Source organism: Lelliottia sp. JS-SCA-14 (assembly GCF_035593345.1).
In the GTDB taxonomy this organism is placed as follows: Bacteria; Pseudomonadota; Gammaproteobacteria; order Enterobacterales; family Enterobacteriaceae; genus Enterobacter; species Enterobacter wanjuensis.
In genome coordinates, this window is sequence record NZ_CP141606.1 from 4,688,712 (window position 1) to 4,715,499 (window position 26,788).

Genomic DNA, 26,788 nt, shown 5'->3' on the forward strand with positions numbered 1-26,788 from the left:
GTAACGGATTATCCCGATGGATGCTAAACAGACGCGGCAGGGCGTTTTACTCGCCCTTGCCGCTTATTTTATTTGGGGTATCGCGCCCGCGTACTTCAAGCTGATCTACTTTGTCCCGGCTGACGAAATCCTGACCCACCGCGTGATCTGGTCGTTTTTCTTTATGATCGCGTTGATGAGCGTGAGCCGTCAGTGGTCAGGCGTGAAAACCCTGCTGCAAACCCCGAAGAAAATATTCCTGCTGGCGCTGTCGGCGGTGCTGATCGGCGGCAACTGGCTGCTGTTCATCTGGGCGGTGAATAACCACCACATGCTGGAAGCAAGTCTGGGGTACTTCATTAACCCGCTGGTGAATATCGTGCTGGGGATGCTGTTCCTCGGCGAACGCTTCCGCCGGATGCAGTGGGTAGCGGTGCTGCTGGCACTCTGCGGCGTGCTGGTACAGCTCTGGACCTTCGGCTCGCTGCCGATCATCGCCCTGGGGCTGGCGTTTAGCTTCGCGTTTTATGGTCTGGTGCGTAAGAAAATCGCCGTGGAAGCGCAAACCGGGATGCTGTTCGAAACCCTGTGGCTGCTGCCGCTGGCCGCGATTTACCTGTTCGGCATCGCCGACAGCAGCACCAGCCATATGGCGAATAACCCATGGTCGCTGAACCTGATGCTGATTGCCGCGGGCGTGGTCACGACCATTCCGCTGCTGTGCTTCACCGGGGCCGCCACGCGCCTGCGCCTGTCGACGCTCGGCTTCTTCCAGTACATCGGCCCGACGCTGATGTTCCTGCTGGCGGTGGTGTTCTACGGCGAAGTGCCGGGGGCGGATAAGATGGTGACCTTCGCGTTCATCTGGGTCGCGCTGGCGGTATTTGTTGCTGATGCGATTTATACCCAGCGTAGGGTGCGGAAAGGGTTGTAGTGGTTTTTTGCCGGATGGCGGCTTCGCCTATCCGGCCTACAAAGATTGTAGGGCGGGTAAGCGCAGCGCCACCCGCCAGATTTTCAAAGCCAGTTACGACGTTTGAAATAGAGATACGGCGCCAGTCCGGCGAGGATCATAAAGATAATCGCGCCTGGGTAGCCGAAGCTCCAGCGCAGTTCCGGCATAAATTCGAAGTTCATCCCGTAGCTCGACGCCACCAGCGTCGGCGGCAGGAACACCACGGATACCACCGAGAAGATCTTGATGATGCGGTTCTGCTCGATGTTGATAAAGCCCATCGCCGCCTGCATCAGGAAGTTCACCTTCTGGAACAGGGATTCGTTGTGCGGCAGCAGGGATTCGATATCGCGCAGGATCTCGCGCGCCTGCTCCAGCTGACCGCCCGGCAAACGCGCTTTACGCACCAGGAAGTTCAACGCGCGCTGGGTATCCATCAGACACAAACGCACTTTCCAGCCGATATCTTCCTGCTCCGCCAGCGTAGAGAGCGCTTCGTCGTACTCATCGCCCTGATGGCCTTCCATGATTACGCGGCTCAGCTTTTCCAGATCGCTGTAGATGTTTTCGATTTCGTCCGCCAGCTGTTCGATTTTGGTTTCGAACAGATCGAGCAGCAGCTCGTAGGCGTTGCCGTCGACCATCGCCTGGCTACGGGCACGCATACGATAGAGACGAAACGCAGGCAGTTCGCGCTCGCGCAGGGTGAACAGGCGGCCATCGCGAATGGTAAACGCGACGGTGGAGTTACCGGCGTGGTCTTCCGCATCTTCAAAAAAGAAGAAGGAGTGGATATGCAGGCCGTCTTCGTCTTCAAAGAAACGCGCGGAGGCCTCGATGTCTTCCAGTTCCGGGCGGGTTGCCAGGCTTTGCCCGAGCTCTGACTGTACGCGAAGGCGTTCATCGTCGTCCGGCTCGACCAGATCCACCCATACGGCATCAATGAGGGGCTGTGACTCTTCAGCTTCAAGCCGAATCAGTCGGTTTTTTTCCAGTTGAAATGCGCTCAACATGACCGGGACTCCCAATGCAAAAAATATCGGACAGTTCGGTGGGCACACAGAAACAATATGGGTTTCAGACCATTAAAAGCCTGACTCAGCGCGACGGGAATTAAGCAGGTCGCTGACAACCACTAAGGCCATCAGCAAGAGGAGATAGCCTTAGGAGTTGTTCCTGGATGACAGGGAATTGAGCCAGTATCTACTGGGTGTGTCCAAGGCGAATGTCCTCTTAGCGTAATCGTGCGCGCATGTTACGCCAGCAATAACTGCGGCGTCAACACGCAACGGGACGCTGAAGGGCAATAAATAGCCTTACGCTTATAAGGCTAGCAGATTATTACAAAATAATGATATTTTTCTGAACGTTACACTGTTTCCAGCTTCGCGTAGGCCGCGACCAGCCATTTGATCCCCTGGCCCTGGAACGCCACCTGCAGGCGGCTGTGCTCGCCGCTGCCTTCCAGATTGACGATGGTGCCTTCGCCAAATTTTGAGTGGCGAACGCGCTGGCCCAGCTTGTAACCGGTATCGTTTTCCGAGATGGGCGTGCCCATCCGCTGATGGTTCACCGGACGGCTGATGCTGGCGCGCAGACGCACCTCTTCCACGCACTCTTCCGGCAGCTCGCCAATGAAGCGTGACGGACGGTGATACACCTCTTTGCCGTACAGGCGGCGGGTTTCCGCGTAGGTCAGGGTCAGTTTTTGCATCGCACGGGTGACGCCGACGTAGGCCAGGCGACGCTCCTCTTCCAGACGCCCGCCTTCATCGAGCGACATCTGGCTCGGGAACATCCCCTCTTCCATCCCGACGATAAACACCTGCGGGAACTCCAGCCCTTTCGCCGAGTGCAGCGTCATCAGCTGCACCGCATCCTGCCAGGTATCCGCCTGCCCTTCGCCCGCTTCCAGCGCCGCGTGGGAGAGGAATGCCTGCAGCGGCATCAGATCTTCGTCTTCTTCGTTGTAGCTGAACTGGCGCGTTGCCGTCACCAGTTCCTCTAAGTTCTCAATACGCGTCTGGCCTTTCTCGCCTTTTTCCTGCTCGTACATCATGCGCAGGCCGGAATCTTTCACCACCCGATCGGTTTGCACGTGCAGCGGCATGTCAGCCGTTTCCTGCGCCAGAGCGTCGATCAGTTCCATAAAGCGCTGTAATGCGCTCGCGGCGCGTCCTGCCAGCGCTTTTTCCTGCAACAGCTCACGGCACGCCTGCCACAGCGTCAGCTGGCGGTCACGGGAAGCCTGACGAACCACGTCGAGGGTGCGATCGCCGATGCCGCGCGTTGGCGTGTTCACCACGCGCTCAAAGGCCGCGTCGTCGTTGCGGTTGGCAATCAGGCGCAGATACGAGAGCGCATCTTTGATCTCCTGGCGTTCGAAGAAGCGCATCCCGCCGTAAATACGGTACGGCATGCTGACCTGTAACAGCGCCTCTTCCAGCACGCGCGACTGGGCGTTGCTGCGATAGAGAATGGCACACTGCTCCAGCGCTCCGCCGTTCTCCTGCCAGGTTTTAATGCGGTTCACCACAAAGCGGGCTTCGTCCAGCTCGTTGAATGCGCAGTAAAGGGAGATCGGTTCGCCGTCGACGCCGTCGGTCCACAGCTTTTTGCCCAGACGCCCGTTGTTGTTCTCAATCAGGGCGTTGGCGGCGCTGAGGATGTTACTAGTCGAACGGTAGTTCTGTTCCAGACGGATGGTTTCGGCACCGGGGAAGTCGTTGAGGAAGCGCTGGATGTTTTCCACCTGCGCACCGCGCCAGCCGTAGATCGACTGGTCGTCATCGCCGACGATCATCACTTTGCCGGTGTCGCCCGCCAGCAGGCGGATCCACGCGTACTGAATGTTGTTGGTATCCTGGAATTCGTCCACCAGGATATTGGTGAAGCGTTCGCGATAGTGCTGAAGAATATGCGGTTTATTGAGCCACAGTTCGTGGGCGCGCAGCAGCAGCTCGGCGAAATCCACCAGCCCGGCGCGATCGCAGGCTTCCTGGTAGGCCTGATAAACCTTCTGCCAGGTTTGCTCCACCGGATTGCCGAAGCTCTGAATATGGTGCGGGCGTAACCCTTCGTCTTTCTGGCCGTTGATGTACCACATCGCCTGTCGCGGCGGCCACTGCTTCTCGTCGAGGTTCATCGCTTTGATCAGGCGCTTGAGCAGACGCAGCTGATCTTCGCTGTCGAGGATCTGGAAATCCTGCGGCAGGTTGGCGTCCATGTGATGCGCGCGCAGCAGACGGTGCGCCAGCCCGTGGAAAGTCCCGACCCACATGCCGCCCTGACTGGTGCCCATCAGCTGGGCGATACGGTGACGCATCTCCGCCGCCGCTTTGTTGGTGAAGGTCACGGCCATGATGGAATACGGCGAGCAGTTTTCTACGCTCTGCAGCCACGCGATGCGATGCACCAGAACACGTGTCTTACCACTGCCCGCTCCAGCCAGCACCAGCATATTGGTCCGCGTCGCGGCAACCGCGTCACGCTGTTTGTCATTAAGGCTGTCGAGAAGGTAAGAAACGTCCATTGGCACCAAAACCTGGTTATTTATACAATACTGCTGGTGATTATATCAGCGTGGTCAGGGATGCCAACCGCGAAATTTCAACGTGCGGCAACAGGCGGCTGTCGGCGGTCTGCATCAGGTCGGCATTTTCCGGTTTGATCCAGCAGGCCTGCATCCCGCAGCGGATCGCGCCTGCTACGTCGGTGGTCAGGTCATCGCCCACGTGCAAAATCTCGCCGAGCGGCAGGCTAAGTTTTTCCGCGGCCAGGTGATACATATCGTTAAACGGCTTCGCCCGCCCGTGCGGACCGGCGCGCAGGACAAACTCGAAATAGTCGCCGAGACCAAACAGCTCCGGCTGCGCGTTGCCATTGGTGATCGCCACCAGCGGCCATTTTTTAGCCAGCAATGCCAGGGTGTCGTGGGTTTCCTGCGGCACGTCGATGCGACTACGCCATTTGGCAAAGTTCGCCATCGAGGCCTCTGCGCCCAGCGCCGCCTCTTGCGCGCTCAGCCCGGCGTTCAGCATCGCCTGCTCAACGGCACGACGACGCCACTCGGTCACGTCGTGGTAGATCTCCGGTTCGGTTTCGCGCAGTAACTGGCGCAGGCGCTGGAAATCTTTGTTTTGCAGCGTTTTCAAAGAGGGATGATAGTTTTGCACAAACGCCAGCGCTTCCTGCTCGGTTCGCAGGATCACTTCGCGGTTGTCGTAAAGGGTGTCATCAAGGTCAAACGTCAGGGCAGAGATCTGACCCAGTGGGCGGTAAAAACGCATTATTTCCCCCGTTTTGCGCGTGGATGCGCCGAGTCATACACCGAAGCAAGGTGTTGAAAATCAAGATGGGTATAGATTTGGGTGGTCGATAAATTGGCGTGGCCTAACAGCTCCTGCACGCCGCGCAGATCGCCGCTGGACTCCAGCATATGGGTCGCAAAGGAGTGGCGCAGTTTATGCGGGTGAACGTGGCTATTCAGCCCCTGCTTGATGCCCCATTCGGCAAAACGCTTCTGCACGTTTCGCGCGGAGATACGTTTCCCGAGCTTCGAGAGAAACAGCGCGTTCTCTTCTGCGCCAAACAGCCCGCGCAGATCCAGCCAGTGTTCAATCCACGCCACCGCATTGCGGCCAATGGGTAAACGGCGCTCTTTGCTGCCCTTCCCCATCACCCACACTTCGCCGGTATCGAGATCGAGATGTTTAAGATCCAAACCCACCAGCTCAGAAAGACGTAATCCCGCGCCGTACATCACCTCCAGCATGGCACGGTCGCGCACCGCCAGCGGATCGTTAAGATCGATATCCAGCAGACGATTCACATCATCGACGTCGATATTTTTTGGCAGATGACGCGGGGCTTTCGGGGTGGAGATGCCTTTCGCCGGATTGGCTTTGAGTTCGCCCTGGCTCACCAGCCAGTCGAAGAAACTGCGAAGGGCAGAAAGACGTAACGCGAGGCTCGCCGGGCCTAAGCCTTTGCGGCGGCTGCGCACCACAAACCCGCGTACGGTCGCAGCATCACAGTGTTGCCAGCTCTTCAGGCCGATCTCGTCGGCAATCTGCATGATGGCATCAAGCTGACGCTGGTAGTTCAGCAGCGTGATAGGGCTCAGCTGGCGTTCAACGCCCAGATAGCGCAGGAAACGCGCTACCAGAGGCGCAAGCAGGGAATCCGTCATACGCGCTCAATCCAGCGCTCCAGCAGCTCAGGGAGCATCAGGGCGATTTCCTGCAGCAGATGCGTGCCTTGTCCCTGCTCGTAATGATGCGCGTCGCGGCTGGTGAATAACATCACGCCCAGATCGCCTTCGCGCCCCATCAGGGACATGGCGACTGAACCGATGGCTTTGGCCTCAGGCAGCACCACCAGCAGTTCCGGTCCGTTCAGCGGGCCGAGATAGTGATGTTCATGCCCAAGACGCTGAATGCGCAGCGGCTCAAACGCCTGACGGCTTATCGCCAGATGGGTGAACCCGGAGGGTGCGCCGATGCGCCAGCGGTCGGGGAACAGACGAATCGTCGCCCCTGCCAGGCCAAGCTCGCGCGCCCAGCGATGAAAACGGCTGAGAAACTCTTCCAGACTGTGCGCCGACGCCAGCCGCGCCTGCAGATGCAGCAGACGATAAAACAGGCTTTCGTTGTTGCTGGCCTGTTCCATCAGCAGGGTCATGTTCTCTTCCAGCTGATCGATGTGTTTGCGCGAGCGCGCCATGTGCCATTCGACCAGTGAGACGGTGTCGCGCACCGGATGCGGCACGCGCATCTGTTCGACCACGCGTGCATTGCGGATAAAAAACTCAGGATTGCGCAGCAGATAATCCACAACCGTCCTGTCATCCAGTTCCGTTATGAGTTCCTGCAGTTCTTCCCCTGGTTGTTTCATAGATGGATAAACCCGTCGTATACATGTGCCGCCGGACCAGTCATATACAGTGGATGACCCGGACCTTTCCAGGCGATATCAAGACGACCGCCTGGCAATTCCACGCGAACCTCTTCTGCCAGTAACCCTTGCGAGATGCCGACAGCCACAGCCGCGCACGCGCCGCTGCCACAGGCACGCGTTTCGCCCGCGCCGCGCTCATACACGCGCAGGCGGATGTGTTCGCGTTTCACCACCTGCATGAAACCGATATTGGCGCGTTCCGGGAAGCGTTCGTGGCTTTCCATTATCGGGCCTAAGGTTTCGACGGCGGCGATATCCACATCATCAACCTGAATCACGCAGTGGGGATTGCCCATCGAGACAACGCCGCACAATACTGTCTGCTCGGCCGCCCGCATAATATAGGTCTTTTCCGCTTTGATGGCGCGGAAGGGAACCGCCGATGGCTCGAAGTTGGGCTCACCCATGTTGACGCGCACCAGCTCGTCGTCGGTGACGCTGAGCACCATGCGACCATTCGCCGTGCTGACGCGAATATCGCGCTTGTTGGTCAGCCCTTTCAGGCGCACGAAGCGCGCAAAGCAGCGCGCACCGTTGCCGCACTGGGAGACTTCGCTACCGTCGGCATTAAAGATGCGGTAGTGAAAATCGAGATCGGGATCGTAGGGCGGTTCGACCACCAGCAGCTGATCAAACCCCACTCCCAGATGCCTGTCCGCCAGGCGACGAATCAGCTCAGGGGAAAAAAAGACATTCTGCGTTACCGCGTCGACGACCATAAAATCGTTGCCAAGGCCATGCATTTTAGAGAACTGCATCATTTACTCCATTGCGCGGTTGAACAACTGATTGTCAGAAGTTGACCTGGCTTGGGCCACCGTTGTCGCCGCGATCGTTGCTCACCGGTGTCGATGACTCTATCTGGCTTGGCACGGGTTTGGTTGGCGGCGGAGCGGTTTTATCTGCCGGCGGGAAGTACAACGGCCCTTTCAGACCACAGCCAGTCAGACTAAACAAAGTGATGAGAACGGCAAGCGTTCGAAAAACGTTTTTCATTATAGGTTGCCCGTAAGTTCATGCTTTCTGTTTCTATCATCGCAGGAGAAGGCACAAAAGCAAGAGTTAGCCGCTTTCCTGCAACGGGAATTATTTAGCGTTATACTGCCGCCATCACGAAAAACAGGAACAAAACCATGAATGACAGTGAATTCCATCGCCTGGCCGATACCTTGTGGCAGACCATTGAAGAGCGTCTGGACGACTGGGATGGCGACAGCGATATCGATTGTGAGATCAACGGCGGCGTGCTGACGCTGAGCTTCGAAAACGGCAGCAAGATTATTATTAACCGCCAGGAGCCTCTGCACCAGGTGTGGCTGGCGACAAAACAGGGCGGCTACCATTTTGATCTGAAAGGTGACGAGTGGATTTGCGACCGTAGCGGCGAAGCGTTCTGGGATTTGCTGGAGCAGGCTGCTACTGCGCAGGCGGGTGAGGAAGTGAGTTTCCGCTAAGTCTGTTGCCCGGTGGCGCTGCGCTTACCGGGCCTACGTTCGAGTCGTTGTAGGCCAGAAACGTAGGCCGGATAAACAAAGCGCATCCGGTAATCGCGCCTCAGGAGAAATACTGCTGCAACAGCGGCTGATTGGCGTCCTCATTCATCGGCACCGGAGCAATCGTCTGGGTGCGGAACGGGATCACCTGGGCGCGGCCATCAACTTTCACAATCTGATAGAACTGCGGCAGGTTGAAGTTGATGAAGCTTGAGCCGTAGGTAAAGCGATCGTGTGAGGACGAATAGAAGCGGCTGACGTCGCGCACCAGCTCCTCTTTGCTGCCTTCGCAGTGGTGATACACCTCAGCGCGGTTGGTCTCATCCAGAATATAAATATTAAACCCGGATTCATCCCCCGCCTCTTCGAAGAAGAACTGAATAATCCCTTCGCTGGCAAAGCCATCCACCACCTGCGGCAGTTTGACGTGGTTGGTTTCCACCTGCACGGACAGGCCATGCAGCTTGTTGTGGGAAATCGCGCCGTAAAACTCAATCGCGTTTTCCAGCTTCTGCACCGACACGTTCAGACGTTCAAAGAACAGACCCCAGGTCTGGCCGGAGACGCGCAGCGCTTTGAAGCGTCCGGTTTCCTGACGCGTACTCGACAGGCGCAGTTCGATGCATTCGGACACCAGCTGCTGCACGCGGGTGCGAATCAGACCGCGCAGATGCTGGCTGTAGCAGAACACTTCCACGCTATCCGGCGGTGCGGCGTCCTGGTGCATTTTGCCGAGAATGGTTTTCAGGGCTTCGATCATCGCCTGCTCGCCGTTGAAATGCAGAGTACGCACTTCGTTCCACGAGTTGCGATACAGCAGGTCAACGCTGCCCACCAGACAGTTTTGCTGCTCGCCAAAGCTAAAGACATCCAGCTTGCGGAAATCAAAATGGACCACCTGATTGCGGAAGGCCGCCGTCGGGTCGTATTCCAGGTTGACGATAATCGCCAGATGGCGAATTTCACACGGGCTGTAGAGCGCTTTTGGCGTCGGCGCGGGCAGACGCAGCGGGAAGTGGTGCGACACATCGGCGACCATTTCCTGCAATTTGGCGAGATCGACGACGTCGTTGCCTTTGATAAACAGGCGGGTACGCGACGTCAACAGGCCGTTAAACCAGGCCCAGGCCACCAGCTTGTTCAGATAGCGGTTATATTCCAGCGGCTGATGGCTGATAATCGAATCCATGCTTGGCGCACGGTTGTACAAATACCAGCCGGTGCGATTGGCGCGGCCCGGCGGAACATAGATAAAGGTCAGGTTCGGTTCTGACAGGTCGGGCGAAATCTGCGGGTTCACCAGCGTGACTTTGCCTGGCAGCGCTTCGAACGCGGCGTACAGTTTACGGGTCAAGACACCGATATCCTGCGGGCTGGCGGAAACGCTGAGGTTGTTACGGCGGGCGAAGCGAATCAGGTTGCGGTAGCTCTGCATCATCGCATCGAGCAGTTCGTTGTGCGCTTCACGCACCTGATCGATTTTCCAGTTGGCGCGGTTATCGAGCATGGACAGACGCTCTTCGTCCCATCCCCACTCTTTGACTAACTGACTGACTACTTCACGTCGCCAGCCAACGCATGCGCGTTCGCGGCTGAGTTTTTCACAGACTTTGAGATAGAAACATCGACGCACCAGGTCGAGACGCGTGGTGTCATCAATGGCTTTCAGGTATTCGGTGACGCGTTCGAGCATCATGCAGTAGGCATCAAGGCCGAAGGAGACAATCTCCCCGTCGTGCAGACGCTGTTTGATATCTTTCGCCAGCAGGCGTGGCGTTGGGTATTCCCAGGAGTAGGCTTCGAGCAGCAGCGTTTTCAGCACCGCTTTGTACGGTGAATCGATACTTTTATAGAGCTGCCACAGGCTCGCGCCAAAATACTCTTCGGCGGACAGGGAGCTTAAACCGCCCAGATCCAGCCATTCGTTTGGCGTCAGTACGCCCTGAGAGTAAAGCGACATGACGTAGTCGTCGTAATGCTCTTCTTCTTCGCACGGCACCATATTCCACAGAATACGCTTCCCGGCGAGACGCACGGCGCTACGGTAAAATTCGTCGAGCAGCAAAATGTGCTGCGTGGAGCCGCAGTCTTCACCGCCGAGACTGCCACTTTCGTTATGGCGGAAACGGTTCTCATCAATCAGGAAGAAGCTCACTTCCACGCCGAGCGACGCCGCCCAGCTTTCCAGCAGGCTGCATTTACGCTGCAGCAGCTGACGCTCGTCGTTATCGAGCCAGGATTGATGGCAGACCCAGATATCCAGGTCAGAAGAGCAGCTTTGTCCTACGGACGAGGTACTCCCCATGGTGTAGACGCCGGTAATCGGCAGCTCACCTTTCGGGGATTCTTGCGGCGGCATACCGCGGTAGAGTTCCAGCTCGCTCAGATAGTGCTGCTGGGTTTCATCAGGCGTGAAAATACATATGCCCTGGGGAACGTTACCATCAAGGTAACCCGGCATCAGCGGATGGTGATAGTGCAGTAATGTTGGCAGCAGACTGTAAACCTGTTGGAAAGCAGGTCCCATGGCAGCAAGCGCACGATCCACGCGCAATTGATTTATGGCATCCAGTCTCTGTTTCAGAGTCTCAATATAGAGGTACAAGACATATCGCCTGATGTTGCCGGACGTAGCAATCGTTCAAAAGAGCGAATGATTACGAGCCCGCAGTATTTCAAAAAAGAACCGTTACCCTTTTTCGTCTCTCACTTTATGGTGGTAGCGACGAAAAAATGGTCTAAAACGTGATCAATTTAACACCTTGCCGATTGACCGTAAAGAAAGATGCGCTACATACAAGTGTAGCACCGTTCTGTACGTGTAAATTCCTTAATACGGCAGCGGGTGTCCTGCGCACCGCCTTGTCCCTCACCCCTTCATCGACCGTAAAACTGACATCCCAGAGTCAACAATGTTAGGATGGTCAGCGATTGATAATGACGGTAACAAGCATGTTAGACAATGTTTTGAGAATTGCCACACGCCAAAGCCCCCTTGCGCTCTGGCAGGCACAATATGTTAAGCAGCGCCTCGAAGCCTGCCATTCCGGGCTGCGTGTCGAACTGGTTCCGATGGTGACGCGCGGCGATGTGATCCTTGATACCCCTCTCGCGAAAGTGGGCGGAAAAGGCTTGTTTGTCAAAGAGCTGGAAGTTGCATTGCTTGAGAACCGCGCCGATATCGCCGTCCATTCCATGAAAGATGTTCCGGTCGAATTCCCTGAGGGATTGGGCCTGGTGACGATTTGCGAGCGCGAAGATCCGCGCGATGCGTTCGTCTCCAACCACTACGCCTCCTTCGATGATTTACCTCTCGGGAGCGTGGTTGGCACGTCAAGTTTACGCCGCCAGTGTCAGCTGGCTGAACGCCGCCCGGATCTGGTGATTCGCTCCCTGCGCGGTAACGTCGGGACGCGTCTCGGCAAACTGGATAACGGCGATTACGACGCCATTATTCTGGCGGTTGCGGGCCTGAAGCGTCTGGGGCTGGAATCTCGTGTGCGTGTCGCCCTTCCGCCTGAGCTTTCACTTCCGGCTGTCGGCCAGGGCGCGGTAGGAATTGAGTGTCGTCTTGATGATGATCGCACCCGCAGCCTGCTTGCCCCGCTCAATCACGACGAGACCGCGATTCGCGTTCAGGCAGAGCGTGCGATGAATACCCGTCTGGAAGGCGGCTGTCAGGTGCCGATTGGCAGCTATGCTGAATTAACCGACGGTGAACTGTGGCTGCGTGCGCTGGTTGGCGCGCCGGACGGTTCACAGATGGTGCGCGGTGAACGCCGCGGCCCGGCAGCAGACGCCGAAGCGCTCGGCATTTCTCTGGCCGAAGAGCTGCTGAATAACGGCGCACGTGAGATCCTGGCAGACGTCTACAATGGAGAGCCACCAGCATGAGTATTCTCGTCACCCGCCCTTCTCCCGCAGGAGAGCAGTTAGTGAGCCGTCTGCGCGCACTGGGGCAGGTGGCATGGAGTTTTCCGCTGATTGAGTTCTCCCCGGGTCGGCAGCTCTCTGCGCTCGCCGACCATCTTTATGCCCTGAAGGAAGGCGATTTGGTTTTCGCCTTATCGCAACACGCCGTGGAATTTGCTCACGCCCAACTGCAGCAAGAGAAGCAAAGCTGGCCGACTGCGCCACGCTATTTCGCCATTGGACGCACCACCGCCCTGGCCCTGCATGCGGTCAGCGGAATTGACGTTCAATACCCGTTAGATCGGGAAATCAGCGAAATCTTGCTACAATTACCTGAATTACAAACTGTTGCGGGCAAGCGCGCGCTGATCCTTCGCGGGAACGGTGGTCGTGAATTACTGGGTGAAACCTTAAGCGCCCGTGGGGCTGACGTGACCTTCTGCGAATGCTACCAACGCTGTGCCAAATATTATGACGGTGCAGAGGAAGCGATGCGCTGGCACACGCGCGGCGTGGATACGGTGGTCATCACCAGCGGCGAAATGCTCCAGCAGCTCTGGTCGCTGATTCCGCAATGGTATCGTGAAAACTGGTTACTCCGCTGTCGACTTCTGGTCGTCAGCGAGCGTCTGGCGAACCTCGCCCGGGAACTGGGCTGGCAAGATATTCGGATCGCTGATAACGCCGACAACGATGCGCTGCTGCGCGCATTACAATAACTCTCATAATGGGAAGCCATAATGACGGAACAAGAAAAATCCTCCGCCGTGGTTGAAGAGACCAGGGAGACTGTGGCCACCCCGCCGCAGCCAGAGAAGACTGAACAGATTGTTGAGAAAAAAAACGGCAGCAATAAAACCAGCCTCGCGCTGAGCGCGATCGCTATCGCCATTGCGCTGGCGGCCGGTGTCGGCTTGTACGGTCTGGTGAAAAAGCAGGCCACTAACCAGACGATGACCAGCGATGCGCTGGTGAATCAAATTACTGCCCTGCAAAAAGCGCAGGAGACGCAGAAAACCGAGCTGGAAGGCGTGATCAAGCAGCAATCTACGCAGCTTGCCGAAGCCCATTCCCGTCAGGAAGAGCTGACCAAACAGCTCGGCGAAGTGCAGCAGAAAGTGGCGACCATTTCCGGGACCGATGCCAAAACCTGGCTGCTCTCTCAGGCCGATTTCCTGGTCAAACTGGCCGGACGTAAGCTGTGGAGCGATCAGGATGTCACCACTGCCGCCGCGCTGCTGAAAAGCGCCGACGCCAGCCTGGCCGATATGAACGACCCAAGCCTGATCGTCGCCCGTCGCGCGATTACCGAAGACATCGCCAGCCTCGGCGCGGTTTCGCAGGTGGATTACGACGGCATTATCCTCAAAGTTAATCAGCTGGCGAACTCGATTGATAACCTGCGTCTCGCGGATAACAACGACGACGACTCCCCGATGGATTCCGACGGCACCGAGCTGTCGAGCTCCCTGAGCGAGTGGCGCATCAACCTGCAGAAAAGCTGGCAGAACTTCATGGACAGCTTTATCACCGTCCGCCGCCGCGATGAAACTGCCGTTCCGCTGTTAGCGCCGAATCAGGACGTCTATCTGCGCGAGAATATTCGCTCCCGTCTGCTAGTCGCCGCGCAGGCCGTACCGCGTCATCAGGAAGAGACCTACAAACAGGCGCTGGATAATGTTTCGACGTGGGTGCGTGCTTACTACGACACCAGCGACGCCACCACCACTGCGTTCCTGGACGATGTCGATAAGCTCAGTCAGCAAAACATCACCATGAACGTCCCGGACAAACTGGAAAGCCAGCCGATTCTGGAGAAACTGATGCAAACCCGCGTGCGCAATCTGCTGGCTCAGCCAGGCGTGGCCGCACAACCGGATGCAGCAGCCCCTGCGCCAGCCCCTGAAAGCGCACCTCAAGGAGAGTGATCATGTTAAAAGTCTTATTACTCTTCTTATTGCTGATCGCCGGGATCGTCCTTGGACCTCTGATTGCAGGTCACCAGGGCTATGTCCTGATCCAGACCGATAACTACAACATCGAAACCAGCGTCACGGGTCTGGTGATCATCTTGATCCTGACCATGGTGGTGCTGTTTGCGATCGAATGGATCCTGCGCCGCATCTTCCGTACCGGGGCGCATACCCGCGGCTGGTTCGTCGGACGCAAACGCCGTCGCGCGCGCAAACAGACCGAACAGGCGCTGCTCAAACTCGCGGAAGGCGATTATCAGCAGGTTGAAAAGCTGATGTCGAAAAATGCCGATCACGCCGAGCAGCCGGTGGTGAACTATCTGTTAGCCGCCGAAGCCGCTCAGCAACGTGGGGATGAAGCGCGCGCGAATCAGCATCTTGAGCGCGCGTCGGAGCTGTCATCGAACGATCAGATCCCGGTAGAAATTACCCGCGTGCGCATTCAGCTGGCGCGTAACGAGAATCACGCTGCGCGTCATGGCGTTGACCGTCTGCTGGAGATCACCCCGCGTCATCCGGAAGTGCTGCGTCTGGCCGAGCAGGCTTATATCCGCACCGGCGCATGGGGTTCACTGCTGGATATCATTCCGTCGATGGCGAAAGCCGACGTGGGCGATGACGAACATCGCGATGCGCTGCAGCGTCAGGCGTGGATTGGTCTGATGGATCAGGCGCGAGCCGATCTGGGCAGCGACGGTCTGAAAACCTGGTGGAAAAATCAGAGTCGCAAAACGCGTCAGCAGGTTCCCCTGCAGGTGGCGATGGCAGAGCATCTCATCGAATGTGACGATCATGACACGGCGCAGGAGATCATCCTTGATGGCCTGAAACGTCAGTATGATGACCGTCTGGTGATGGTGATCCCACGTCTTCGGACCAACAATCCTGAGCAGATGGAAAAAATGCTGCGCCAGCAGATCAAAACCGTGGGCGACCGCCCGCTGCTGTGGAGCACGCTGGGCCAGTCGCTGATGAAGCACGGCGAATGGCAGGAGGCGAGCCTCGCCTTCCGCGCAGCGCTGAAACAGCGCCCGGACGCGTTTGATTACGCCTGGCTGGCTGACACGCTGGACAAGCAGCACAAGCCGGAAGAAGCCGCAGCAATGCGTCGCGACGGCCTGCTGTTAACCTTGCAGAATAACGGTCAGTAAACTCAAGCACCGCGCATCAGGAGGCCTCTGGGCCTCCTTTTTTATGGCCGCTATTCCGGGAATCGCCCATAAAAAAACGCCTGCTATAAAAGCAGGCGTTAAGCAGGTCTGTTTGACAACATATGTGGTGCTTCACTCAACGTTATGTCCATGGTGTTTGATGAGGCCGAAGCGACATCTGTCTGTGGACGATAAGCACCTTAAATGGCTCTGCGTCATTCCTGAGTTTATGAGGCACTAAGGCGAACATAAGAGATGGAATGAGCATCTACACGTATATTATTGCACGTAACGTGCCAGGGTTACAGAAAGAAGTTTTACATTTCGCAACATGATAAGAAAAAAGGAATTTTTCTTTTGATGAGGTACTCAGGGCAGCAGAAAAAGCGTCAAAACTGGTGCAAGTGTCTCCTGAGAGCGACACAAATACCAATAAAGAAAAATAGTGATATAAAACAGTGAATTAGCTGTCTCTGAATCGCGACAAAGAGGGATGGCGTTGTCGGGAAATGACAACAGAGGCATAAACCGCAGAAAACAAAAAACCCCGCCGAAGCGGGGTTCAAAATTGGTCGGCGAGAGAGGATTCGAACCTCCGACCCACTGGTCCCAAACCAGTTGCGCTACCAAGCTGCGCTACTCGCCGATGTACTGCTTTTTTTGAATTTTTAGTTCAATTCTGTAAGTCGTGGTGCGAGGGGGGGGACTTGAACCCCCACGTCCGTTAAGACACTAACACCTGAAGCTAGCGCGTCTACCAATTCCGCCACCGTCGCAATGTCACAACTTATCAAATAATGGGGTGGCTAATGGGATTCGAACCCACGACAACTGGAATCACAATCCAGGGCTCTACCAACTGAGCTATAGCCACCACTACTTATTCTTTCACGCGGTATGTACTACTACCACCGCAGCTCGAACGCCAGACTACTTAATTGGCGCGCCCGACAGGATTCGAACCTGAGACCTCTGCCTCCGGAGGGCAGCGCTCTATCCAGCTGAGCTACGGGCGCTTAGCGCCGTTGCGGGGCTGGATATTACGGAGGTCTCGGTCTGCTGTCTAGTGCTTTTTCGAAAAAAATGCGCGTTTGGTTACGCTTTGTGCATTTTGTCGCTTATTACTCCACTTTCTGGATTTCAGCATGGCGGCTGAGGCCAAAAAGCTTGTAGCCAATCGACACGGCGGCCATAAAGATAATCCCGACAAACAGCGACATGCGGGTGTCTTCATTGAAGTACATCCCGATCAGCACGCAAATCAGGAACGCCATCGTCGCATAGTTCGCCCATGGGAACAAAATGGAGCGGAACGGGTGGCTGGCAATCGCCTCTTTGTGCGCCTGACGGAAGCGCAGCTGGCTTATCAGAATCACAAACCACGGCACCATGCCCGGCAGCACGCTGGCGCTGTAGACGTAAACGAACACACGCTGCGGATTCGGGATAATGTAGTTCAGGCAGGATCCAATAAGCAGAATGACGATAGAGACCGTCACACCCGCCACAGGCACGCCAGCGCGTGAGACTTTACCCATTGCCGCCGGAAGCTGACGGTTTTTCGCCAGCGCGTAAAGCATACGACCACAGCTGTACATCCCGCTGTTACAGCCCGACAGCGCCGCCGTCAGCACCACGAAGTTGATAATCCCTGCCGCCGCGGTAATCCCAATTTTGGCGAAGGTCAGCACGAACGGGCTGCCGGTGGTGCCAATCTGGTTCCACGGGAAGATGGTGACGATAACGAAAATCGCACCCACATAGAAAATCAGGATGCGCCACAGGACTTTGCCCACCGCGCTACGCAGGGTGACCTGCGGGTTTTTCGCTTCACCGGCAGTGATGCCGATCAGCTCCACGCCCTGATAGGACGCCACCACGATACAGAGCGCCGTCAGGAAGCCCTTCCAGCCGCCGGCAAAGAAGCCGCCGTGCTCGGTCAGGTTGCCAAAGCCAATCGACTGCCCGCCGTTGCCGAAGCCGAAGAAGATCACGCCAAGGCCAACCACAATCATCACGATAATGGTGGTGACTTTGATCATCGCAAACCAGAACTCAATTTCCCCGTACAGTCGTACGGCCGCCAGGTTCGCGAGCGCCACCAGCCCCACGGCGATGAGCGCGGGTATCCACTGCGCCATTTCTGGGAACCAGAACTGGACGTAGACCCCAATCGCGGTGATCTCCGATATCCCCACCGCCATCCACATAAACCAGTACGACCAGGCCGTGAGATAGCCAAAGAACGGGCTCATGTATTTGTGCGCGTAAACGGCGAATGAACCGGCGACCGGCTCAAGGAACAGCATTTCGCCCATTGAGCGCATGATGAAGAAGACGAACAGCCCGGCGACGATATACGCCAACAGTACAGACGGGCCAGCCCATTTGAGCGTGCTGGCGGAGCCCATAAACAGGCCAACGCCGATAGTGCCGCCCAGCGCTATCAATTCTATGTGACGAGCTTCCAGCCCACGCTGAAGCTCAGGTTTTTTCTCTGCCATAAATCCTCGGTTGTGTTTGCTGTTGCCCGGCTTTTGCCGGTTATTATTTTTGGGTACTGAAATACGGGGAGGAATGGTTTCTTAAATCCTGCCAAATGGCAAACGAAGCATTAAAAAAATGAACGTATTGCACAGAAACGCAGCAGTTTTGCAGGTGGGTTGCAGCGCGAATAGCACATCGCGCTACATTTTGATTACATTTTGCCGGTGTAGTGCCAGGCGAGGTAGCGCAGGAGTTTGATCTGTCGTTTGATGCGGCTCGGCTGGGACAGGAGTCGATACAACCATTCCAGGCCTAAGTTCTGCCACACTTTTGGCGCACGCTTCACATGGCCAGTAAAGACGTCGTAGGTGCCGCCAACGCCCATATACAGCGCATTCGGGCAAACCAGACGGCAGTCGCGCATCAGGATTTCCTGGCGCGGTGAGCCCATCGCCACGGTCACGATTTTCGCCCCGCTGTCGCGGATGCGCTCAAACAGCGCCTGCCTGTCTTCCGGTTTGAAGTAGCCGTCCTGACTGCCCACGATGTTAACATTCCACTGCGCGCGGAGCTTTTGCTCCGTCTGCGCCAGCACATCGGGTTTGCCGCCAATCAGGAATACCGGTGTGCCGTCCTGCCCTGCCCGCGCCATCAGCTCTTCCCAAAGATCGGCCCCGGCGACGCGCGAAACCTGCGCCTGCGGGAACTTCTTGCGGATCGAACGGACGACGCTGATACCGTCGGCGTATTTAAACTCGGCGGCTTCAATCAGGCTTTTCACTTCGGCGTTATCTTCAACGGCCAGCATTTTTTCGGCGTTAATCGCCACCAGCGTACCGGATTTGATCTGCCCATCAGCGCAGAGATAATCCAGCGCGTGCTGCATATCGCGCCAGCCAATCAGTTTCAGTCCGCGCAGGGTATACACTGGCGCAGAGGTATTGTCAGTCATGATTATCCTTACTCAGACCTGGGAAAGTGTTCGGGTTGTGCGCGTCAGGCGACGGTGAATCAGGCCCGCGCTGTCAAACAGCCAGTACAGCAGTTTCGCCAGTAGCAGGCAGAGACCGAAGACCACCATGAAAAAGACCACGCGCGAGACAAATGAATCCAGCCCCTCACGCGCCAGCACGATCATATTGAAAATGGCACCAAAACAGAAACTGTGCAAAATCGCCGCCTTGTAGCGGTTGGTCTCTTCGTTCCCGCGCACATACAGCCAGTCGAACCATTTGATGATAAGCCCTACAGCCACGGCGCCCGGCAGGATAAACCATACGCCGCCCATCACCACCAGCGAACCAATCAGCGTCGGAGAGATCGCAAGGCCGGAGTGGTTATTCAGCACTTCCCAGGTGAAGTAGTTCGCCGTGTTGAGCACCACGCCTGGCCGGTCTGGCCATAGCCATGTCGGGATAAAGACGTAGAAATCACGCACGATGGGAGCCAGCCCCTGGAAGTCGATTTTGTCGTAGTTTTGCAGGAGCAGCGCCAGGTTTTCCCACGGCGAGAAGGTGTCGCGGGTGAGGTACAGGAAGGTGTAAAACGCTTCGTCACCGCTCACATCCATACCGTAGCGTTTGAGCGCCAGCCAGAACATGCCGACGATGCCAAACACCCCTGCGGCCACCAGCATCCATAGCGAGATCCAGCCGCGGATGATGCCGATGAACAGAAAAATCGCGAAGGCAATGATGATGTTGGCGCGCGTCCCGCCCACGATCATGTAGGTCAGCAGACCAAACGCCACCGTGCTTACCAGGAAGAACAGCCAGGCTTTGCTGTCCTGGCGCAGGAAGTAGATGACCAGCATTGCCGGGATGAAGAAATAGAAGAAACGCTTAAGTGCCACGCCGGAGACTTCGGCGGAAAATATCTGGCTGTACGAATGCAGCTTGAACAGCAAAAAGCCGTTATGCATGAAGAAAATGCCGACGCTGACCAGGGCGATAATCATCAGCATCACCCAGGTCAGATGCGTTTCCACCCGGTTCATGGTGAACAGCGGGCGGCGCGGCGCGTGGTTCGCCGGGCGTAAGCGCGTTTTGTAGGTGACGTAATACACGGCATAGAAACAGGTGGCGGACAGCAGCGCCTGCATCAGAATTTCCGGCGGCGCGACGCTGACGTCAAAGCGGAAGACCAGAATGCTGGTCAGCGGGAAGCCGAAGAAGAAGGTCAGCAGGAACAGCAGCGAGAAGAAGACGTTGAAGTTAAAGCGCACGCGGCGGAACTCAAACCAGGTGAGCGTGGCGATAAACAGCGAGGCCAGAAGCCAGATCACCAACAGGCCGCTAAATTGCAACTGGCTCATGCCTTCTCTCCTGCAGCAATCCGCAGCGCCTGATGCCAGGGCGTGAGGAAATTCGGGCTGAAAAAGTCGATGGCATTTTTATCCACCAACGCCAGCTGGCGCTGTGCTTCACGCACCACGTCGTCATTCAGTTCGTCCGTGGTGAACAGCACCGGAATGTGCTGCTCGGCCATATCCTGCCAGAACGGATTCTCACGGTTAAGCACACACGGCACTCCGGCCTGAATCAGCAGACACAGCGTGCCAATCCCCTGCTGACGGGCAAAAATGAAGTACCCAAGATCGCATTTTCGCAGCAGAGCCAGGTAATCATCAAACTCCAGCTTATCGCTGAGGATCTGCAGATTCTCCGGGCTAAACAGCGCCAGTCCACTTTGACGCACCTCTGAAATGTACGCGTCATTATTTGCAGGATAGCCCATCGGCACGATCACGTTCACCGTATCGCCAAACTGTTGATGGACGGCCTTCAGCGCCGCGATGTGTTCATTGCTGCGATCGCCGGAGTTACCCACCAGAATGGTCAGTTTGCCTTCCCGCTGCGCCTCGTTCGCCATATTGTTCAGCGCCGGGTCCATGCGGGTCGGGAAATAGAGTAATTCGCCGCGCACGTTGGGGTGCTGCTTCGCAAAATAGTTCAGGTCACCCCGCGTCGCAAACACGCAGCCAACGCGGCCCTGAGCCATCCGGCGCAGAGGATAGAACAGGCGGAATTTCCAGCCGCGGGAGACTTCATACAGATCCGCGCCCCAGATATGCCAGTTAAACTGCGCGGGCTTGATGCCGCCTTTCAGCAGCGCCAGCCACAGGCCGGTATTAAACTGGCCGTGGAAGAAGAAACGCTGCTCGCGATTTGCTTTGGCTTTGGCGATCACCGCGTTTGCCAGCGCGGATTTGTCCGGCCAGAAGCTTATCGACAGCGCAGGACAGGCGGCACTCAGCCCATTATCCTGGCCTGCAACCATAAACTCGCGCGCGTCGGCGCTGCCAGTCGCCAGCGAGTCATTAAAAAACTGTAATACTGTGCGGTTGTGATGCGGAATATCCGAACCCAACACGTGAATCAGTGCAGTCATGCGCGTCTACGCCAAAGTAAAAATACGCCGCAACAGGCAGCGAAATAGACAATGTAAGTGGCCATGTATGCCTGAGCTGCGCCCAGCGCGCCATGCGTTGGGATCAGCCAGTGAGAGAACGCGGTCAGCAGCGTGAACTGGCTGATCTCCGCCAGGATATAGAGTCGCAGAGAAGCTTTGGCAATCACCAGATAGCCGAAAACGTAAGCACCCACTTTCAGTACATCACCCACCAGCTGCCAGGCGAACAGGTCGCGCATCGCGGTAAATTTCGCGGAGAACAGCAGCCAGATAGCGACGTCACGCAGCAGCCAGACGGTCAGACTCGCGGCGGCCACGGCAGGCAGCACAAAGCGCAGGGAGCGGCCGATTTCGCGGGTGATGTCTTCACGAGAGGTCAGGCGCGACAGCGTCGGCAGCAGGTAGACGCTAAACGAGGCGGTGATGAACTGGAGATAAGCGTCAGAAATACTGCTCACCCCTTGCCAGATCCCTACTTCATCCCAGCTGTAATGCGCCGCCAGCAGGTTTCGCATCATCACATAGGCCACGGGAAGCGTGACGGAGGTGATCAGCGCCATCAGGGTGAATTTCCCCAACTGCCCGGCCAGCATTTTGTCCCACTGCGGTTTGAGATAGCTCAGCGGAATGGTGCGTCTGCGCATCAGCATAAACGCGGCAGGAATAACCACCAGCGCCGGAACCAGCGCCAGGCCAAGCAGCGCGCCTTCATAGCCGCCGAGACGATAGCAGACGTAATAGGCGACGACGCCGATAAGGCTGCCCAGAATCAGCGCCAGTGCGTTTCCGGCGGCGTCGCGGAAGCCTTTCATCAGCGCTAACAGCAGGTTAGCCCAGGCGATCCCCATCTGCACCAGCGCGACCGCACGCACCAGCCCCTGGTAATGAGTATTGCCAAACAGCCCCTGGCTTATAGGCGCGGCCGCCAGTAAAAAGACGATGGCCAGCAGCGTGGAAAAACCCAAGACCATCGCCGAGGACGTCCCGACCACCCTGCGCAGCGCCGCCGCATCATCGTGATGCTGCGCCACGTATTTGGTGACACCGTTGAAGATTCCGGCCCCGGCGAGAACGCCGAGCACGGTCACAAGCTGGCGGAAGTTACCTGCCTGTCCGACACCGGACGGGCCAAAGGAGACCGCCAGCAGTTTAACCACCAGCAGCCCTGCGCCAATCTTGACAAGTGTGGACGCGGCGGTCCACACCGATGCTTTCGCCAGAGACATATCAGCGGAAGTAGCTCAGAAGGGTATTAATTACCGTGCGCTGATTGACCGGCGCGAGGTTGTAGAACAGCGGCAGACGAAGCAAACGCTCACTTTCTTTGGTGGTGTAGCGATCTTCACCGACAAACTGACCGAAGGCTTCACCCGCCGGGCTGGAGTGCAGCGGGATGTAATGGAATACCGCCATGATCTCCGCCTCTTTCAGGTAGGCGATCAGGTTGCTGCGGTCATCGTTGTCGCGCAGTTTGATGTAAAACATGTGCGCGTTGTGGACACAGTCTGCCGGAATGGTCGGCAGCTCGATGCGCCCTTGCTGCGCCAGCGGCGCGAAGGCATCGTAATAGGTCTGCCACAGGGACAAACGCTGCTGGTTGATGCGCTCGGCAGCTTCAAGCTGCGCCCAGAGATAAGCGGCCTGCAGATCGGCCATCAGATAGCTGGAGCCGATATCGCGCCAGGTGTATTTATCGACCTGCCCGCGGAAGAACTGGCTGCGGTTGGTGCCTTTCTCGCGGATCACTTCGGCGCGTTCCACCAGCGCACGGTCGTTGATCAGCGTCGCGCCACCTTCACCGCCCGCGGTGTAGTTTTTGGTTTCGTGGAAGCTAAAGCAGCCGATGTGGCCGATCGTGCCCAGCGCGCGGCCTTTGTAGGTGGACATCACGCCCTGCGCGGCATCTTCCACCACGAACAGGTTGTGCTTTTTGGCGATGGCCATGATGGTGTCCATCTCACACGCCACACCCGCGTAGTGAACCGGCACAATCGCCCGCGTTTTGTCGGTGATCGCCGCTTCAATCAGGGTTTCGTCGATGTTCATTGTGTCCGGTCGGACATCAACAAAGATAATTTTCGCGCCACGCAGAACGAACGCGTTCGCCGTCGAAACAAAGGTGTAGCTCGGCATGATGACTTCGTCACCCGGCTTGATGTCCAGCAGCAGCGCGGCCATCTCGAGGGACGCCGTGCAGGACGGCGTCAGCAGCACTTTGGCGCTGTGAAAACGCTGCTCCATCCACTGCTGACAGCGACGGGTAAACCCGCCGTCGCCGCAGAGTTTGCCGCTGCCCATGGCAGACTGCATGTAATCAAGTTCAGTGCCCACAACGGGAGGCGCGTTAAATGGAATCATCTTGTCACCTGTATAGCCAGTAAGCGGTCGCGTCAATGTTGCCACCGCTTGCAATGTAACGTTTAAGCGCGGCGGTGTTACCCAGTTGGGTCGCCACCCGCAATGTTGATACCTGACGCTGCGCGGCCCAGTGAAGCGCCGCCTGCATCAGTTTGTCACCCATCCCGCGACCGGCGAGCAGGCCGATACGCGCTTCGCTCTCACTCAGCAGACGCAGAGAGACAAATGCCTCAATCTCGCCGCTGCTGGCGCGGAAAACCAGGCACTCATGGTCGAAGGTGCCTTTAACGGCGTTTTCAATCCACTGCGCGTAAAACCGACCGCTGGCGTCGGGCGCATACCAGGGCGCACGAAAGCGGCTCTGGGCAAAGGCCAGCGCCGCCATCTGGCGCAGCGCGGGGATATCCCGCTCCGTTGCTACTTCAGCTTCTGTCGGGGCGTGCTGCGTGACGGTGATGGTCAGATCGACTTCACCTTCCACCAGCTGAAATCCCAGCTTTTGCAGGTCATCCAGCCAGTCGGCACGTCCCGCCGGGATTTTGGCCTGTACGCGCTGCCACGGCGTGAAATCCGCCGTCGTCAGTGCCGGAGCATCGTCGCGAAAGCGCACCACCGCCGAGGAGAGACCAAAAAAATCGGTCTCCCAGGTGAGCGGTTCCAGTACGCCGGGCAACTCACTCAACGCCACACCCCTTTGGTATCAACGATAAACTTCTGCTGCACCGCGTCGCCGCTGATGGCTTTGAACTCTTTGTGATCCACCAGCAGGACCAGCACATCGGCCGTTTTCAGAGCGTCATCGAGCGTGGCGAGCTGGCAATGCCCCGCCAGTTTCTTCGGCAGGGTATGAATGTTCGGCTCAACGACCAGCGTTTCGCCCGTGTGCCAGGTGGCAATCATCTCGGCGATGCCCATCGCCGGGCTTTCGCGCAAATCGTCGATGTTCGGTTTAAACGCCAGACCAAAGCAGGCAATTTTGACTTCGCTGGCGCGCTTGCCGCTTTCGGCGAGGCAATCCGCCACCGTGGCTTTCACCTGGTTCATCACCCAGTGCGGTTTGCCATCGTTTACTTCGCGGGCAGTACGGATAAGGCGCGCCTGATCGGGGTTTTGCGCCACGATGAACCATGGGTCTACGGCGATGCAGTGCCCGCCGACGCCTGGGCCTGGCTGGAGAATGTTGACGCGCGGATGGCGGTTCGCCAGGCGGATCAGTTCCCAGACGTTAATCCCCTGGTCGGCGCAAATCAGCGACAGTTCGTTGGCGAAAGCGATGTTCACGTCGCGGAAGCTGTTTTCGGTCAGCTTGCACATTTCCGCCGTGCGTGAGTTAGTGACCACACACTCGCCTTCGAGGAAGATGTTGTAGAGTTCGCTGGCGCGCGCAGAACAGATGGGCGTCATGCCGCCAATCACGCGGTCGTTTTTAATCAGCTCAACCATCACCTGGCCCGGCAGAACGCGCTCCGGGCAATAGGCGATATTGATATCAGCCTGCTCGCCCGCCTGCTGCGGGAAGGTCAAATCAGGGCGGGCTTCGGCCAGCCACTGCGCCATCTGCTCGGTCGCCCCGACAGGAGAGGTCGACTCCAGAATTACCAGTGCGCCTTTCTTCAGCACCGGCGCGATGGATTTGGCCGCCGCTTCGACATACACCATATCCGGCTCATGCTCGCCTTTAAACGGCGTTGGCACGGCAATCAGATAGGCATCCGCCTCGACAGGCTTAGTGCTGGCTTTCAGGAAACCGCCTTCGACGGCGGTTTTGACCACTTTGTCGAGATCCGGCTCCACGATATGAATTTCACCACGGTTAATGGTATCTACCGCATGCTGGTTGATATCCACCCCGATAACCTGCTTTTGACGTGAAGCAAAGGCGGCCGCAGTCGGCAGTCCAATGTAGCCAAGACCAATGACAGAGATGGTAGAAAAACTCATAGCGTTACCCGATTATGTTTAAGTGCATGCAAAATACGGCTGCAGGCCTGCCCGTCGCCATAAGGGTTATGGGCGTGGCTCATCGCCTGGTACTCTTTTTCATCGTGCAGCAGGCGTGTGACCTCTGCCACCAGATGTTTGGTGTCGGTTCCCACCAGGCGCACCGTTCCGGCTTTGATCGCCTCCGGGCGCTCGGTGGTTTCGCGCATCACCAGCACCGGTTTACCCAGTGAAGGGGCCTCTTCCTGAATACCGCCGGAATCCGTCAGGATCAGCCAGGCGTGGTTCATCAGCCAGACGAACGGCAGGTAGTCCTGCGGCTCAATCAGGATCACGTTCTCGATATGACCCAGAATACGATTGACCGGCTCGCTGACGTTGGGGTTGAGGTGGACCGGATAGACGATCTGCACGTCCGGGTTTTGCGCGGCGATTTCCGCCAGCGCATGGCAAATTTGCTCAAACCCGCGGCCAAAGCTCTCGCGGCGGTGGCCCGTCACCAGAATCATCTTTTTGCCCGCGGTAAGGAACGGATAGCGCACCGCCAGTTCTTCCCGCAGGTCGTCGCTCGCCATCACGCGATCGCGCACCCAAATCAGGGCATCAATCACCGTGTTGCCGGTGACGAAAATTTTGTCGTCGCGAATGTTTTCGCGCAGCAGGTTCTGCCGGGAGTTTTCGGTTGGCGCGAAGTGATACATCGCCAGATGGCCGGTGAGCGTGCGGTTGGCCTCTTCAGGCCATGGGGAATAGAGGTCGCCAGTGCGTAAACCGGCTTCAACGTGCCCGACCGGAATGCGCTGATAGAACGCGGCCAGACTGGTAGCGATAGTGGTGGTGGTATCGCCGTGAACCAGAACCACGTCTGGTTTAAAAGATTCCAGAATAGGTTTTAACCCTTCCAGAATGCGACAGGTAATTTCGGTCAATCCCTGTCCCGGTTTCATAATATTAAGATCGTAATCCGGAACAATGGAAAAGAGATTTAAAACCTGATCAAGCATCTCCCGATGCTGCGCGGTGACGCAAACTTTCGCCTCAAACCAGGGATCATTTGCCAGCGCATGGACCAGCGGCGCCATCTTGATGGCTTCCGGCCTTGTGCCAAATACGGTAAGTACTTTCACATCGATTCTCTTCGATTAGGTGATGAAGGCCGGAGCCTTCATC

Annotated in this window: 24 protein-coding genes and 4 tRNA genes; 6 read left to right on the plus strand and 22 right to left on the minus strand. The window is 57.1% G+C overall.

Annotation, left to right across the window (positions count from 1 at the left end; translation table 11 throughout):
- Nucleotides 1-16: 16 nt before the first annotated feature.
- Nucleotides 17-913, plus strand: coding sequence for an EamA family transporter RarD (gene rarD, locus U9O48_RS21905; protein ID WP_285148774.1), 897 nt, complete (start codon nt 17-19; stop codon nt 911-913).
- An 83-nt stretch (nt 914-996) separates the two neighbouring features.
- Here the strand turns inward: rarD and corA are convergent, their stop codons facing one another.
- The 8 genes from corA to lptM all read right to left on the minus strand — a co-directional run bounded on the left by corA (nt 997) and on the right by lptM (nt 7,888).
- A complete protein-coding gene (corA, locus tag U9O48_RS21910; protein WP_285145519.1) occupies nt 997-1,947 on the minus strand; it encodes a magnesium/cobalt transporter CorA in 951 nt (316 codons plus the stop codon).
- A 150-nt stretch (nt 1,948-2,097) separates the two neighbouring features.
- Nucleotides 2,098-2,154 (minus strand): YsgD/CorL family protein, encoded by a 57-nt coding sequence (gene ysgD, locus U9O48_RS21915; RefSeq protein ID WP_212743980.1) that lies wholly within the window; start codon nt 2,152-2,154, stop codon nt 2,098-2,100.
- A 149-nt stretch (nt 2,155-2,303) separates the two neighbouring features.
- The gene (gene uvrD / locus U9O48_RS21920; protein ID WP_285145520.1) at nt 2,304-4,466 is read right to left on the minus strand and encodes a DNA helicase II; all 2,163 of its coding nucleotides are present in this window, start codon (nt 4,464-4,466) and stop codon (nt 2,304-2,306) included.
- Nucleotides 4,467-4,506: 40 nt separating this feature from the next.
- Nucleotides 4,507-5,223: a 5-amino-6-(5-phospho-D-ribitylamino)uracil phosphatase YigB gene (gene yigB / locus U9O48_RS21925; protein ID WP_282493919.1), complete on the minus strand. Its 717-nt coding sequence runs from the start codon at nt 5,221-5,223 to the stop codon at nt 4,507-4,509.
- Nucleotides 5,223-6,125, minus strand: a complete 903-nt coding sequence (gene xerC / locus U9O48_RS21930) for a tyrosine recombinase XerC (RefSeq protein WP_282493918.1) — start codon at nt 6,123-6,125, stop codon at nt 5,223-5,225. The genes yigB and xerC overlap by 1 nt, the downstream gene beginning before the upstream one ends.
- Nucleotides 6,122-6,829 carry a DUF484 domain-containing protein gene (locus U9O48_RS21935; protein WP_285145521.1) on the minus strand — a complete coding sequence of 236 codons (708 nt, stop codon included), beginning with the start codon at nt 6,827-6,829 and terminating at the stop codon, nt 6,122-6,124. The genes xerC and U9O48_RS21935 overlap by 4 nt, the downstream gene beginning before the upstream one ends.
- A complete protein-coding gene (gene dapF / locus U9O48_RS21940) occupies nt 6,826-7,650 on the minus strand; it encodes a diaminopimelate epimerase (protein WP_095283888.1) in 825 nt (274 codons plus the stop codon). Before dapF ends, U9O48_RS21935 begins: the two co-directional genes overlap by 4 nt.
- 34 nt (nt 7,651-7,684) lie before the next feature.
- The gene (gene lptM, locus U9O48_RS21945; RefSeq protein WP_282493916.1) at nt 7,685-7,888 is read right to left on the minus strand and encodes an LPS translocon maturation chaperone LptM; all 204 of its coding nucleotides are present in this window, start codon (nt 7,886-7,888) and stop codon (nt 7,685-7,687) included.
- A 137-nt stretch (nt 7,889-8,025) separates the two neighbouring features.
- On the opposite strand from lptM, the gene cyaY reads away from it, so the two are divergent.
- A complete protein-coding gene (gene cyaY, locus U9O48_RS21950; protein WP_285145522.1) occupies nt 8,026-8,346 on the plus strand; it encodes an iron donor protein CyaY in 321 nt (106 codons plus the stop codon).
- A 100-nt stretch (nt 8,347-8,446) separates the two neighbouring features.
- Here the strand turns inward: cyaY and cyaA are convergent, their stop codons facing one another.
- A complete protein-coding gene (cyaA, locus tag U9O48_RS21955; RefSeq protein WP_282493912.1) occupies nt 8,447-10,990 on the minus strand; it encodes a class I adenylate cyclase in 2,544 nt (847 codons plus the stop codon).
- A gap of 347 nt (nt 10,991-11,337) precedes the next feature.
- Between cyaA and hemC the strand changes: the two genes are divergently transcribed.
- From hemC to hemY, 4 genes are read left to right on the plus strand one after another with little or no spacing between them, the layout of a single operon-like run.
- Complete coding sequence (gene hemC, locus U9O48_RS21960) at nt 11,338-12,279, plus strand: hydroxymethylbilane synthase (RefSeq protein WP_324723206.1); 942 nt, start codon at nt 11,338-11,340, stop codon at nt 12,277-12,279.
- The gene (gene hemD, locus U9O48_RS21965) at nt 12,276-13,016 is read left to right on the plus strand and encodes a uroporphyrinogen-III synthase (RefSeq protein WP_282493910.1); all 741 of its coding nucleotides are present in this window, start codon (nt 12,276-12,278) and stop codon (nt 13,014-13,016) included. Before hemC ends, hemD begins: the two co-directional genes overlap by 4 nt.
- A 21-nt stretch (nt 13,017-13,037) precedes the next feature.
- Entirely contained in the window at nt 13,038-14,225 is a 1,188-nt protein-coding gene (gene hemX, locus U9O48_RS21970; protein ID WP_282493909.1) for a uroporphyrinogen-III C-methyltransferase, read from the plus strand.
- A 2-nt stretch (nt 14,226-14,227) separates the two neighbouring features.
- Nucleotides 14,228-15,421 carry a protoheme IX biogenesis protein HemY gene (gene hemY / locus U9O48_RS21975; RefSeq protein WP_282493908.1) on the plus strand — a complete coding sequence of 398 codons (1,194 nt, stop codon included), beginning with the start codon at nt 14,228-14,230 and terminating at the stop codon, nt 15,419-15,421.
- A 569-nt stretch (nt 15,422-15,990) separates the two neighbouring features.
- Here the strand turns inward: hemY and U9O48_RS21980 are convergent.
- From U9O48_RS21980 to wecB, 13 genes are all read right to left on the minus strand, one after another.
- Nucleotides 15,991-16,067 (minus strand) — tRNA-Pro (locus U9O48_RS21980).
- A 43-nt stretch (nt 16,068-16,110) separates the two neighbouring features.
- Nucleotides 16,111-16,197 (minus strand) — tRNA-Leu (locus U9O48_RS21985).
- A 22-nt stretch (nt 16,198-16,219) separates the two neighbouring features.
- Nucleotides 16,220-16,295 (minus strand) — tRNA-His (locus tag U9O48_RS21990).
- A gap of 65 nt (nt 16,296-16,360) precedes the next feature.
- A tRNA-Arg gene (locus U9O48_RS21995) sits at nt 16,361-16,437 on the minus strand.
- Between the two features lie 105 nt (nt 16,438-16,542).
- Nucleotides 16,543-17,925: a bifunctional threonine/serine APC transporter ThrP gene (gene thrP, locus U9O48_RS22000; protein ID WP_282493907.1), complete on the minus strand. Its 1,383-nt coding sequence runs from the start codon at nt 17,923-17,925 to the stop codon at nt 16,543-16,545.
- A 194-nt stretch (nt 17,926-18,119) separates the two neighbouring features.
- On the minus strand, nt 18,120-18,860 hold the full coding sequence (gene wecG / locus U9O48_RS22005; RefSeq protein ID WP_282493906.1) for a lipopolysaccharide N-acetylmannosaminouronosyltransferase: 741 nt from the start codon (nt 18,858-18,860) through the stop codon (nt 18,120-18,122).
- 12 nt (nt 18,861-18,872) lie between these two features.
- Nucleotides 18,873-20,222: an ECA oligosaccharide polymerase gene (gene wzyE, locus U9O48_RS22010; RefSeq protein ID WP_285148780.1), complete on the minus strand. Its 1,350-nt coding sequence runs from the start codon at nt 20,220-20,222 to the stop codon at nt 18,873-18,875.
- Nucleotides 20,219-21,298 carry a TDP-N-acetylfucosamine:lipid II N-acetylfucosaminyltransferase gene (locus U9O48_RS22015; protein ID WP_324723207.1) on the minus strand — a complete coding sequence of 360 codons (1,080 nt, stop codon included), beginning with the start codon at nt 21,296-21,298 and terminating at the stop codon, nt 20,219-20,221. The genes wzyE and U9O48_RS22015 overlap by 4 nt, the downstream gene beginning before the upstream one ends.
- On the minus strand, nt 21,295-22,545 hold the full coding sequence (gene wzxE / locus U9O48_RS22020) for a lipid III flippase WzxE (RefSeq protein WP_324723208.1): 1,251 nt from the start codon (nt 22,543-22,545) through the stop codon (nt 21,295-21,297). Before wzxE ends, U9O48_RS22015 begins: the two co-directional genes overlap by 4 nt.
- 1 nt (nt 22,546) lies before the next feature.
- On the minus strand, nt 22,547-23,677 hold the full coding sequence (gene rffA, locus U9O48_RS22025) for a dTDP-4-amino-4,6-dideoxygalactose transaminase (protein ID WP_282493902.1): 1,131 nt from the start codon (nt 23,675-23,677) through the stop codon (nt 22,547-22,549).
- Between the two features lie 4 nt (nt 23,678-23,681).
- A complete protein-coding gene (gene rffC / locus U9O48_RS22030; protein ID WP_324723209.1) occupies nt 23,682-24,359 on the minus strand; it encodes a dTDP-4-amino-4,6-dideoxy-D-galactose acyltransferase in 678 nt (225 codons plus the stop codon).
- A complete protein-coding gene (gene wecC / locus U9O48_RS22035) occupies nt 24,356-25,618 on the minus strand; it encodes a UDP-N-acetyl-D-mannosamine dehydrogenase (protein ID WP_324723210.1) in 1,263 nt (420 codons plus the stop codon). The genes rffC and wecC overlap by 4 nt, the downstream gene beginning before the upstream one ends.
- Nucleotides 25,615-26,745: a non-hydrolyzing UDP-N-acetylglucosamine 2-epimerase gene (gene wecB / locus U9O48_RS22040; RefSeq protein ID WP_282493897.1), complete on the minus strand. Its 1,131-nt coding sequence runs from the start codon at nt 26,743-26,745 to the stop codon at nt 25,615-25,617. Before wecB ends, wecC begins: the two co-directional genes overlap by 4 nt.
- Nucleotides 26,746-26,788: the final 43 nt, after the last annotated feature.